Source organism: Cryobacterium sp. TMS1-13-1 (assembly GCF_004403125.1).
GTDB classification, from domain to species: Bacteria; Actinomycetota; Actinomycetes; order Actinomycetales; family Microbacteriaceae; genus Cryobacterium; species Cryobacterium levicorallinum.
Genome location: NZ_SOGX01000008.1, coordinates 140,442 through 152,148, shown reverse-complemented (window position 1 = coordinate 152,148; position 11,707 = coordinate 140,442). Strand labels below are relative to the sequence as shown.

The 11,707-nt window shown below is 62.8% G+C and carries 10 protein-coding genes and 1 tRNA gene; 7 read left to right on the top strand and 4 right to left on the bottom strand.

Features of this window, described 5'->3' with window-relative positions:
• Positions 1-23: 23 nt before the first annotated feature.
• From E3T31_RS07600 to E3T31_RS17700, 3 genes are all read right to left on the bottom strand, one after another.
• Positions 24-1,391, bottom strand: a complete 1,368-nt coding sequence (locus E3T31_RS07600) for an NAD(P)/FAD-dependent oxidoreductase (RefSeq protein WP_134468195.1) — start codon at positions 1,389-1,391, stop codon at positions 24-26.
• Positions 1,392-1,519: 128 nt separating this feature from the next.
• Positions 1,520-2,578, bottom strand: a complete 1,059-nt coding sequence (locus tag E3T31_RS07595; protein ID WP_198416991.1) for an alpha/beta hydrolase — start codon at positions 2,576-2,578, stop codon at positions 1,520-1,522.
• Between the two features lie 372 nt (positions 2,579-2,950).
• Positions 2,951-3,094: a hypothetical protein gene (locus E3T31_RS17700; RefSeq protein WP_166788418.1), complete on the bottom strand. Its 144-nt coding sequence runs from the start codon at positions 3,092-3,094 to the stop codon at positions 2,951-2,953.
• A 362-nt stretch (positions 3,095-3,456) separates the two neighbouring features.
• Between E3T31_RS17700 and E3T31_RS07590 the strand changes: the two genes are divergently transcribed.
• The gene (locus tag E3T31_RS07590; RefSeq protein WP_134468194.1) at positions 3,457-3,912 is read left to right on the top strand and encodes a hypothetical protein; all 456 of its coding nucleotides are present in this window, start codon (positions 3,457-3,459) and stop codon (positions 3,910-3,912) included.
• Positions 3,913-4,132: 220 nt separating this feature from the next.
• On the opposite strand, the gene E3T31_RS07585 is transcribed toward E3T31_RS07590, so the two are convergent.
• A tRNA-Leu gene (locus E3T31_RS07585) sits at positions 4,133-4,216 on the bottom strand.
• 394 nt (positions 4,217-4,610) lie between these two features.
• On the opposite strand from E3T31_RS07585, the gene E3T31_RS07580 reads away from it, so the two are divergent.
• Genes E3T31_RS07580 through E3T31_RS07555 form a run of 6 tightly spaced genes read left to right on the top strand, consistent with a single transcriptional unit; the run spans position 4,611 to position 11,706 of the window.
• Entirely contained in the window at positions 4,611-5,360 is a 750-nt protein-coding gene (locus E3T31_RS07580) for a DUF3662 and FHA domain-containing protein (RefSeq protein ID WP_134468193.1), read from the top strand.
• Between the two features lie 2 nt (positions 5,361-5,362).
• Positions 5,363-5,929, top strand: a complete 567-nt coding sequence (locus E3T31_RS07575; RefSeq protein WP_134468192.1) for an FHA domain-containing protein — start codon at positions 5,363-5,365, stop codon at positions 5,927-5,929.
• Positions 5,930-5,932: 3 nt separating this feature from the next.
• A complete protein-coding gene (locus E3T31_RS07570) occupies positions 5,933-7,168 on the top strand; it encodes a PP2C family serine/threonine-protein phosphatase (RefSeq protein WP_134468191.1) in 1,236 nt (411 codons plus the stop codon).
• Complete coding sequence (locus tag E3T31_RS07565; RefSeq protein WP_241977740.1) at positions 7,161-8,546, top strand: FtsW/RodA/SpoVE family cell cycle protein; 1,386 nt, start codon at positions 7,161-7,163, stop codon at positions 8,544-8,546. The genes E3T31_RS07570 and E3T31_RS07565 overlap by 8 nt, the downstream gene beginning before the upstream one ends.
• The gene (locus E3T31_RS07560; protein WP_134468190.1) at positions 8,546-9,997 is read left to right on the top strand and encodes a penicillin-binding protein 2; all 1,452 of its coding nucleotides are present in this window, start codon (positions 8,546-8,548) and stop codon (positions 9,995-9,997) included. Before E3T31_RS07565 ends, E3T31_RS07560 begins: the two co-directional genes overlap by 1 nt.
• Entirely contained in the window at positions 9,994-11,706 is a 1,713-nt protein-coding gene (locus tag E3T31_RS07555) for a protein kinase (protein WP_134468189.1), read from the top strand. The genes E3T31_RS07560 and E3T31_RS07555 overlap by 4 nt, the downstream gene beginning before the upstream one ends.
• Position 11,707: the final 1 nt, after the last annotated feature.

Here is an 11,707-nt window from a genome sequence, read left to right as displayed (position 1 = left end):
GCTCGACGGGCCATCCGTCGAACTTACACATAGAAGTCAGGAGTGTTGAAGTAGGGGACGGGAACCCCGAAGTCCTCTTCCAGTTCTTTGAGATAGGTGTTGACAGCCTCTATATCGACATGATTCGCGTTGCGCCGCACATCCAGGAACGTACCGTCGTGCTTGAAGCTGGGCCGATATGACGCCCGTAATTCCTTGAGACGAGCTCCATTTTCGCCAGACAATAGTGCCTTCGCGTCTGCTGCCGCAAGCTGAACGAGCTGATCGAAGACCGGGTAGGTGTTGCCCGCGAAGTGCAGCACTCCCGCGCCGTACAGTCCCTCCACGTTGTCGACGAGTGCCCCGAGCAGGAACTTCGGCTGCCCCTCTTCATACTCGAGCATTCCTTCGGGCAGCCAGGGAATGCTGTTGTCGTACCCCGTTGAAAAGACGATGACGTCGATCGCTTCGAAGCTGCCGTCCTCGAATAGCACCCCGGTTGGAGTGATCTCCTGAATATTGGGGCGATAGGAGAGCAAGCCGTGCGCCAGAGCGTGCAGTACCTGGAAGTTGGTGATGGGGTGCGTCGCGCCCAATGGGTGATCCGGCGCGGGCAGACCGTAGTTTGTGACGTCACCCACGACGGCGTCCAGGACTTTCTGAATGATTCCCGCTGAATCCAGCCCGACAAGTTCAGCGGGCAGTTTCTCATCGGGGATGTTTCCCTGCAAGAGGTCTCCCACCGGGACGCCGTAGGCGAGCTTGGGGAGGAACCAATATCCCCGACGGGTCGAAAGAACAGCTTTCTCCGCCATGAACGCCGCGTCCGCTGCGATGTCAACGCCGCTATTGCCGGCGCCGACGACCAGCACTTTCTTGCCTCGGAAGACATCGATGTCGTCGTACTCCGAGCTGTGCATGATGGTGCCGGTGAACCGTTCGGACCCGGAGAACTTGGGAATGACCGGAACCCACTGACCTCCCGTTGCGCTAACGACGCCTCGGTAATTTCGCGTCTCACCGGAACCCAGCGTGACCGACCAGTATCGGCCGACGTCGGTGTCCACTGGCACGGCACTGACAACGTCTGAATCGGTCCGGATAAACGCGGTCAGACCAAATGTATCGGCAAAGCCCCGAACATAGTCACGTATCTGGTGCCACTTGGGATACAAGGGGTAGGTGGCGGGCATGGGGTAGCCGATGAATCCCCCGTAGTCTCGACTAGAGATGAAATGACAGCTCTCGTAGACAGGAGATCCGGGGTTGCTTTTGTCCCAGATTCCGCCGACACGGCTGTGGCGCTCGAGGATTTCAATCTTGAGCCCATAGTTGAGGAATGCGCGGGCGGTGACGAGGCCGGCAGGGCCCGCTCCGACGATCGCAAAGCTATCAGGCAGTTCGAACGTCATGAGTTTCTCCTCATAGCTGGGGCCCACCACGAAGAGAAGTTAATATGTTCTCACCATTGAGATGTACCAATCGTTTGTATGATTCATATCCTGATCCAGATATTTCAACCTGTCAATCATCTTCTTCCTTAAAACCATTGCGCGAGTCGTTTGAGCTCCTCGTCGGCTTCCGTCGCCCGCCCGGCCAGAATGGGGAAAACATGCTGCATGCCGGCAACCTGGCTGAGCGTTGAATCGACCCCGGCAGCGAGTGCACGTTCATGGAGTCGGCGGGCGTCGTCAAGCAGCGCCTCTCCCGAACCCACGTTGATATAGAGACGGGGGAAACCTGCGAAGTCAGCGTAAAGAGGATTGGCCAACGGATCGTCCGCCGGTGTGATGCCGCCCAGGAACATAGCGACGAGCTCAGGACCCGATGGCCTAGGAACGAGATAGTCCGTCTCACCGCTCGTCCACAGCGACGGGCTCATCAACTCGACATCAACCCACGGAGAGAAGCAGATGATATGCCGCGGACCCGGAATGCCGCGGTCCCTCAGATTGAGCGCAGTCGAAACAGCCACACTGGAGCCTGCCGAGTCACCGCCCAAGGTCAAGTTCTCTGACAGAAAGCCCCTGTCGAGGAGCTCGCAATACACTGTGGTGAAGTCTTCCATCTGCGCCGGAAACGGGTGCTCGGGGGCTAGCCGATAGTCGAGAAGGAGAACAGTCACGTTCAGTTCTTTCGCGACATGACCGCCAAGCTTACGATGGCTGGCTGCTGAGCCCGCAATGAAGCCACCGCCATGCGCCCAGAGGACCACTTTTCGGAGATCCGCTCCGGCCGGAACTGCCCACACACAGTCGACGCCGCCAACGGTTTCGCTTCGAAAGCAAACATCTTCCGGTTCCATGGTCGGCCGCTGCCACTCTTCAAAAAGTTCCCGAACGGCAGAAAGCGACAACGCCGGTTCGACAGCCATGCGCACGGACCAATCTTTATAGAGATTCGCAAGAAAATGCAGTCCATCGTCCGCCGCCATGTTGTCCTCATATAGCTTATTGTCCGGAGGTGATAAATCAATCGTTTGTTTTACACTAGGCCCCTGCATCCCCACAATGGAAGATGTCGCGGCAGACAATACTGAACCGAGAACATCAGAGAACCGCGTGCGCAAATCCGTCGCTGCCCAAATCACCGTCACCATGCTGCTCCCCAACTTTCAACCTGCGCGAGATCGCCGCCACCATCCGCGAAAAAATCAAAATCGACGCAAAAAACGGGTCGGAGGGTCACGCACCGGCCGTAAAAATGCGTCGCCGTTGCCATAACGGGCGCGACACGCGGCCCGGTACTTTGAGTGCGCTCCCCTCCGATGCCGCCCTGCATGAAGAACGGATGCAGTCCACGTTCGGCATGACCCGACTGAACTACAAACGCGAACGCGCCCGCGGCCCCGTCTCACGCGTACCTCAACAACGCCATTCGAATCGTCGGCAACTCGGCCGTCGTCACCAAACTCAACCAATGGCGGCACGCACGCCTGAAATCAAATGCGGGGGTCAAACCAACCATCCCGTTACGAGCCGTCCTCGTTCACTTCCGCCTGCACGTTCAACTGGGCGACGGCATCAACTATCACCGCATCGCAGAAACCCTCGATGTTCACTTCCGCGCCGAAGAGTTCGCCCTGCTCGGCATACAAAACCACGCCGGTGACCACGACGCGTGGTACCCACGCCTGTGGCGCTCAGCGAATCGCACGATGGCTCGTGTTGTCCGTACCCCGGTCCCCGAAACAAGCGACTGAAGCCGAAGACCTACGCAAAGTTGCTCGCGAAGCAATCAACGCCAAAGGCCGTACGAAAGTCTGAACGCAACCTTGAGCGTCTGGACTGGCTGTGCGAACAACTCCGACACACCAGTGTGCGAATACTTCCGGCCGATGCGACCCTGATTTCGGGAACCGGGCGACCCAACCCCACAGGGCTCATCTCGAAAACCGCGATGCCTACCGTATGAAGCCCAAAGGCCGGCTCAACGAGACGGCTTTCAACGATTCCTTTACCCGTTCCCGGCACGTACATGGCTATCGACCGTGCCAGCAGCAAAAGAGTCGCCAAACCGACTACACCTGTCAGCGTCACAATCCCTCTCGACGCCGGAGCACCCGCCGAACGAAACCAAGACCCCAGGCTCGCCGTCAAGCACCTGCAAAAATTTGCCTACAAGTCGCCGGAGCACCGGGAGCACTTCGGCATGCGCAGTCTGGTTGAATCTGCCAACAAGACGCTCAAGGCAAAGAACTTCGAAGACCTAGCCAACGTCAGCAAACGCTCAGGCCTCGGCTTCGCTTTCAACGACCTCGCCGCGACACTCGCCGCCGTCTCAGCGAACCTACGCAAAACCTACGACTTCTTCATAAAGGCCGCCGAACTCGACCCCGGCCATCAGCTTTCCCGCGAACGCCGCCGCAAAGAAGCCACCGGAACACCGCTGAGCGCACACACCTCACTACCGGCCCTGGCACCCCCGCGCTAGCCCCCGCGGCCTCGACTCCAGCACGACTCCCACTGCACACCGAAACCTTTAGCCTGCCCACCGCAGGTATTTTTGCGTTTAACGCGCAGCCGCCGCAGCAGCTCCAGACCGGCCCGATCACATCGTTAAAGACCGAAGGCCGGTCGAGTATTTCTACTCGACCGGCCCGTTCGCTTGGATTTCATGAAAACGAGACTTCAATTTCCTGAAACACCCGCAGTGCGCGAGAGGGGACTTGAACCCCTACGTCCTTTCGAACACTGGCACCTGAAGCCAGCGCGTCTGCCAATTCCGCCACTCGCGCGAACTTAGGAATGCTAACACTGTGAGGGGGGTCAGCGCCATTCGACGGCGCGCCGCGCGGACCGTCGGGGCCAGATTGAGCGTGATCGCGCCCGATATCGGTGGCCGCTACGGTAATTACCGGAGCAAGCACCCACATCGGGCGCACTCCCAACGGATGCCGCCGCTCGACTGCACCCACCAGATCCGCCGGCCAGCCCCCACCGCATCCGCACGCCCGCGCGCGCCGCATCCGCTCCAAAAAAAGTCCAAAGGAATGCCCATAATGGGCCCCGAATTCGGTCCAGGACCCTCCGCAGGTAGTATGACTATTCGTGCCGTTTGCGCCTCAAAGGCGGGTTGTCACCCGAGACAAGTAACATGCTCATAGCCAAACGGACCGGATCGGGAGACCTGTGGGCATACTGGATAACTTTGAAAAGGGATTGGAGCGCGCCGTCAACGGAGCGTTCGCCAAGACCTTTCGATCGGGCTTGCAGCCGGTGGAAATTACCTCCGCGCTGCGTCGTGAGCTCGACACCAAAGCCGCGGTTGTCGCGCGGGATCGCATTCTCGCGCCCAATCGGTTCACCGTGCGCATGTCCCACACCGACTACGCCCGAATGAGCGCGCTCGGCGTGACCCTCACCGATGAGCTCACCGCCCTGCTGCAAAAACACGGCACCGAGCAGCGTTACCAGTTCACCGGGGGAATCGCGATCACCCTGCAAGACGACGGCAGCCTCAGCGAGGGTCTGGTGCAGATCGACTCCAGCACGGTCGCGACCACTGTCGCCTGGACCCCGGTGCTCGACATCAACGGCACCCGGCATCCGCTGGTCAAGGCCCGCACCGTGATCGGTCGCGGCTCCGACGCCGACATCACCATCGACGACACCGGCACCTCCCGCCGTCACGTGGAGATTATCTGGGACGGCGCCCGCGCCCAGGTGCGCGACCTCGGCTCCACCAACGGTTCCCAGCTCAACGGCGCCCCGGTCAGCCAGGCCATCCTCGAACCCGATTCGATCGTCACCATCGGCCGCACCCGCATCGTCTTCCGCGTGCTCGCGCAGGCCTCCAACGAGACTCCGCGCGCGGCCGCACCGACCGACCCCGCCACCGAACGCCACGACATGGGCGGATTCTGGGGGCCGAACGCATGAACGTGAGCGAACTGACCCTGCTGGTGCTGCGCATCGGCTTCCTTCTCCTGCTCTGGATGTTTATCTTCGGCATCGTCTACGCGCTGCGCAGTGACCTGTTCGGCCAGCGCGTACGCCGCCTGAAAACGGATGCCGCCGCGCCGGCCCCCGCCGCAGCCTTCCCCGCCGCAGCCTTCCCGGCCGCCGCTGCTCCCGTTGCAGCCCCCGCACCAACGCCAGCACCAGCACCGATCGCGCGGGCCAGCCCGGCCGCCGACGGTGCACTCGCCACCGCCCAGAACACCACGCGCCTCGTCATCACGAGCGGCCCGAAGTCCGGCACCGAGTTTCCGCTCAGCACCGAAACCATCACGATCGGCCGCTCGGCCGACTCGAGTCTGGTCATCCGCGATGATTACACCTCAACCCACCACGCCCGACTCATGCTCTGGCATGACGAGTGGATGCTGCAAGACCTCGATTCCACCAATGGCACCTTCCTGGCCGGCACCCGCGTCACCGTGCCAACCAAAATTCCACTGAACGCCACCGTGAAGATCGGCGCCACCAGCTTCGAGCTTCGGCGGTAAGTCATGGCGACGGTAAGTCACAGCGCAGCCACGTCCCACGTCGGCAAGGTTCGCTCCAATAACCAGGACTCCGGTTACGCCGGACGCACCCTGTTCGTGGTCGCCGACGGCATGGGCGGCCACGCCGGCGGAGACGTCGCGTCGTCGATCGCCACGAAACGCATCATCGAGGCCGACAAGCCCTATGCGAGTGCCCAGGACGCCGAATTCGCCCTGCAGGCCGCCCTGATCGGCGCCAACGCCCAGCTGGCCGAAACCGTGTTCGAGCATGCCGAACTCACCGGCATGGGCACGACCGTCAGCGCTATCGTCGTGCTCGAGAACGAGGTCGCGATCGCCCACATCGGAGACTCGCGCATCTATCTGCTGCGCGACAACGAGCTCTCCCAGATCACCATCGACCACACCTTCGTGCAGCGTCTGGTTGACAGCGGTCGCATCACCGAGGCCGAAGCCATGGTGCACCCACGCCGCTCCGTGCTCATGCGCGTGCTCGGTGACGTCGAGGCGAGCCCCGAAATCGACACGTCGATCCTGGCCACGATCGACGGCGACCGCTGGCTGCTGTGCTCCGATGGTCTCACCGGTGTCGTCTCGCACACCGGTATAGCCTCCGCCCTGGCCAGTGGCGCCAACGCGCAGGATGTCGCCGACCTGCTCGTGAAGGAAAGCCTCGACGGCGGCGCCCCAGACAACGTCACCGTCGTCATCGTTGACATTGGCGCGGGCGACGGCAGCACGCGCACAGACAGTCCCGTCGTCGTCGGCTCGGCGGCCAATCCGCTCGCCTTCGGTGAGGAACCCGGCCGCAACCGCTCGCTGCGCATCCCGGCCCTGCGGCTGCACCCGGTACGCGAGACGCACTTCGAGCCCGATTCCCAGGACTACCTCTCCGAACTGATCGAAGAGGATGCCCGCCGCGCGCGCCGCCGCAAGGCCACCTGGCTGTTCGGCGTTATTCTGCTCGTACTCGCGATCGTCGGCACCAGCATCCTGAGCTACCAGTGGACCCAAACCCGCTATTTCGTCGGCTCCGAGGGTTCGACCGTCGCGATCTACCAGGGCGTCCAGCAGGACATCGGCCCGATCAAGCTGTCCAGTGTCTACGAGGCCACCGACATCAATCTGTCCGATTTGCGCGTCTACGACCGCCAGCAGGTCGAGCAGACCATCAGTGCCGGCTCCCTCGCGGATGCGCAGGCCATCGTCGAACGGCTGAAGGGTGCGGTCGTTGAGTAAAGCATCCGCTCTGCAAGCGCGTCAGGGAACCGAGCCGGTGCGTCGTCTGCACCTGCCGCAGAAACTGCGCAACCTCGAACTGTTCCTGCTGCTGATCGCCTGCCTCATCAACGCGAGCGCGGTCGTGCTCGTGCAGCTTGGTGCACTCGGCGATCTCGACCCGACCCTGGTGCTGCTCGGCACCGGCCTGTCGGTTCTGGTCATCAGCCTGCACGTGGTGCTGCGATTTGTCGCTCGCGACGCCGATCCCTTCATTTTGCCGATCGCCACGGTGCTCAATGGCATCGGCATCGCCATGATCTACCGCATCGACATCGCCGACCAGGACAGCGGCTGGGCGAGCGCCGCCGTGCGCCAGACGGTGTGGAGCGCCCTGGCCATTTTCAGCGCGATCGTCGTGCTGCTCGTGATCCGCAATCACCGGGTGCTGTTTCGTTACACCTACATTTTCGGTCTCGTCGGTGTAGTGTTGCTCTTTCTGCCGCTCGTGCCCGGCCTGGGTAAAGAAATCAGCGGCGCTCGGGTCTGGATCGGCTTTGGCAGTTTCGGCACGTTCCAGCCCGGTGAGATCGCCAAGATCGCCCTCGCCGTGTTCTTTGCCGGCTACCTCGTGCGCAACCGCGACAGTCTCTCCATGGTCGGTAAGAAGTTTCTGGGCGCGCGCTTTCCGCGCTTGCGCGACCTCGGTCCGATTCTCGTGGTGTGGGCCCTGTCGATGTCGGTCATCATCTTCCAGCGCGACCTCGGAACCGCGCTGCTCTACTTCGGTCTGTTCCTCGTCATGCTCTACCTCGCGACCGGGCGGGCGAGCTGGGTCATCATGGGCATGGGCCTGTTCCTCGGCGGTGCCCTGCTGGCCAGCCAGACCCTGAACTACGTCAACGGCCGGTTCACCAACTGGCTCGATGCGCTCAACCCCAAAGTCTACGAAGCCGAGGGCGGCAGCTTTCAGCTCGTGCAAGGCCTGTTCGGCCTCGCCAAGGGCGGCCTGCTCGGCACTGGCTGGGGCCAGGGGCGCCCCGAACTGACCCCGGTACCGCAGAGTGACTACATCATTGCGAGCCTCGGCGAGGAGCTCGGGCTCGCCGGAATCTTCGCCATCCTCGCCCTGTACCTTCTATTCGTGGCCCGCGGATTCCGCATCGGCTTCGCCGGTCAGGATGATTTCGGCAAGCTTCTCGCCGTCGGCCTGGCCTTCGTTGTGGCGCTGCAGTGCTTCATCGTCATCGGCGGCGTCACCCGGGTCATCCCGCTCACCGGCCTGACCACGCCGTTCCTGGCCGCCGGCGGCTCCTCGCTCGTGGCCAACTGGATCATCGTGGCCCTGTTGCTGCGGCTCTCCGACACAGTGCGCAATCAACCCAGGCTGGTGGTCTAATGAACCGCGAACTCAAGCGCGTCAGCATCGTCGTGATGCTGATGTTCATCGCCTTGCTCAGCTCCACGTCGATCGTGCAGGCCTTTCAGGCCGACAATCTGTCGGCCGACCCGCGCAACACCCGCACGCTGTACGACAGCTACCAGGTCGAGCGCGGCGCCATCCTCGTGGCCGGCGACCCGATCGCCCAGTCCATGCCGGCCGACGACGACTACAAATTTCTCCGCACCTATACCAACCCCGAGTTGTATGCGCCGATCACCGGATACATTCCGATCAACGGCGAGCCGACCGGGCTGGAGTTCGCCCTCAATGCCGAGATGACCGGAACGTCCAACTCACAGTTCTTCGACAAGATCAGCGCCCTCGTCACCGGCCAGGACCCGAAGGGCGCCGCCGTGGAGGTCACCATCGATCCGGTGGCCCAGCAGGCAGCCTGGGACGCCCTCGGCGACTACACCGGATCGGTCGTCGTGACCGAACCGACGACCGGCCGCATCCTGGCGATGGTCTCCAAGCCGAGTTTCAACCCGAACCTACTCACCGTGCACAACAACGCCGAGGTCACCGCGAGCTACGAGGCCCTGCTGGCCGACCCGAACGACCCGCTGATCAACCGGGCGATCAATTCGCTCAACCCGCCCGGGTCGGTCTTCAAACTCGTCGTGACGACGGCCGCCCTGGAGTCGGGCAACTTCACGCCGGAGAGCATCTTTCCGAACCCGGCCGTGTACACCGCGCCGGGCACCACGAGCAAGATTGAAAACTCCAGCGGGTCAACCTGCGGTGCCGGTGAGACGGTCACCCTCGCCACAGCACTGCGCTTATCCTGCAATATCCCGTTCGCCGAATTGGGCGTCGCGCTCGGCGACACGGCCATTCGGGAGACCGCCGAGAAGTTCGGCTTCAACAGCAGCTTCAGCATTCCCCTGAGCGTGACCGAGAGCGTGTACCCCGACGGGCTCGACGATCCACAGACCGCGCAGTCAGCCTTCGGTCAGTACGACGTGCGGGCGAACCCGCTGCAAATGGCCCTGGTCAGCGGTGCCATCGCCAACGGGGGTGTCGTGATGCAGCCCAACCTGGTGCAGGAGATTCTCGCGCCCAATCTCAGCGCCATCCAAACCTTCAAACCGGCAGAACTTGGGCGGGTGATGAGCGAAAAAACAGCCGCAACACTGACCGCGATGATGATCAACGGCGTTCAGGATGGCGCCGCGAGCAATGCAAGAATAGACGGGGTCGAAGTGGCGGGGAAAACCGGCACTGCGCAGAACGGGTCAACCGATCCGTTCACACTCTGGTTCACCGGTTTCGCACCGGCGGACGACCCACAATTTGCCATCACCGTTCTGATCGAGGACGGCGGAGGAGAAGGACAAACCGGGTTCGGCAACAAACTTGCCGCACCTGTCGCACAGAAAGTACTAGAGGCGGTGCTTAACAAATGAGACCCACAGCAGGCCTCACCTTCGGGGGACGATACGAGCTGCAGTCGCGCATTGCGATTGGCGGCATGGGCGAGGTGTGGAAGTCCACCGACCTCGTAATCGGTCGCAGCGTCGCCATCAAGATTTTGAAGGACGAGTATCTCGGCGACCCCGGTTTCCTCGAGCGCTTTCGCGCTGAGGCCCGCCACGCGGCCCTGGTCAACCACGAAGGCATCGCGAATGTCTTCGACTACGGCGAAGAAGACGGCAGCGCCTTCCTGGTCATGGAACTAGTGCCCGGCGAAGCTCTGTCGACCATTCTCGAGCGCGAGCACGTTCTGCCGACCGACAAGGTGCTCGACATTGTCGCGCAGACCTCGACCGCGCTGCACGCCGCCCACGCCGCCGGTCTCGTGCACCGCGACATCAAGCCCGGAAACCTGCTCATCACGCCGGAGGGCCGGGTCAAGATCACCGACTTCGGCATCGCCCGCATCGCCGACCAGGTTCCGCTCACCGCGACCGGCCAGGTTATGGGCACCGTGCAGTACCTCTCACCGGAACAGGCGAGCGGCCACCCCGCATCGCCGACCACCGACATCTACTCGATCGGCATCGTCGCGTACGAGTCGCTGGCCGGACGTCGTCCGTTCACGGGCGAGTCGCAGGTCGCGATTGCCATGGCTCAGATCAACGAGATAGCGCCCGACCTGCCGGTGACGGTGTCCGAGCCGGTTCGCAATCTGGTCTTCGCCTGCCTGGCCAAGAACCCGGCCGACCGGCCGGCGTCTGCTGCCCACCTGGCGCGCGCGGCATCCGCTTTGCGTCGCGGTGACGTCGCTGCAGCCGCGGTTGCCGTGCCGTCCGTTCTGGGCGGCCTCTCGGCCACGAGCGCCACCATGCTCATGCCCGGTGCCGGCTCCGACCAGGCCACGACCGTTCTGCCCGCCACCGGCGCGCCCATCACGCGGGCCTCCGCGGCCGCTGCCGAAGCGGAGAAGAAGAAGCGCAGTCCGTGGACCTGGCCGCTGATCGCCCTGGTCGCGCTGCTGGTGATCGTGCTCACCGGCACGCTCATCGCCCTGTTCACGCAGAACAACGAGACCCCGGCACCGGCCCAGACCACGTCAGCGCCACCCTCGTCGATCCCGTCGCCAACGCCATCGGCGACCCCGTCGCCAACGCCAACGCCGTCGCCCACCAATGCGAACACGTCGGTCAATCCGGAAGATTTCGTGGGTAAGCCCAGCGCCGATGCCGCCGCCCTGCTCGTTGAGATGGGATTCGTGGCTGACGTCCAACCCGGAAATGCGGCCGGGTCTGAGGAAGAAGTTGACACGGTGTACGGAGTCAACCCCCGGGGGCCGGTTCCGGCCGGGACGACCGTGACCCTGACTGTCTACGGCGCGTTCCCCACGCCGAGCACACCGACGTCAGCCCCGACGGCGACGCCTTCGCCCGTCGCTGCCGCGGGTACTGTCACGGTGAACTGGAACGCCCAGACCTGCCCGGCCGGCCAGACTTTGGCTGGCTATGAGATCGCAACGGAGGGCGGTGCCGCCGTTATCACCTCGGCCAACCCCACCACCGCTGAAACGACGACGGCCACGATCACCGCCGGAACAGAGAATTTCAAGGTCAAGTTCCGCTATTTCTGTGGCCAGGTCAGCTCTGAGTTTTCCCCCACGGCAGGCGTGAGCGTAACTGGCGACCCCGCTGTCGGGGAGTAAT

Bases quoted from the DNA above. Each gene is read 5' to 3' on its own strand.
- E3T31_RS07555 (WP_134468189.1), top strand. From the start codon at position 9,994: ATGAGACCCACAGCAGGCCTCACCTTCGGGGGACGATACGAGCTGCAG.
- E3T31_RS07590 (WP_134468194.1), top strand. From the start codon at position 3,457: ATGGCTATCGACCGTGCCAGCAGCAAAAGAGTCGCCAAACCGACTACA.
- E3T31_RS07570 (WP_134468191.1), top strand. From the start codon at position 5,933: ATGGCGACGGTAAGTCACAGCGCAGCCACGTCCCACGTCGGCAAGGTT.
- E3T31_RS07560 (WP_134468190.1), top strand. From the start codon at position 8,546: ATGAACCGCGAACTCAAGCGCGTCAGCATCGTCGTGATGCTGATGTTC.
- E3T31_RS07600 (WP_134468195.1), bottom strand. From the start codon at position 1,391: ATGACGTTCGAACTGCCTGATAGCTTTGCGATCGTCGGAGCGGGCCCT.
- E3T31_RS07595 (WP_198416991.1), bottom strand. From the start codon at position 2,578: ATGGTGACGGTGATTTGGGCAGCGACGGATTTGCGCACGCGGTTCTCT.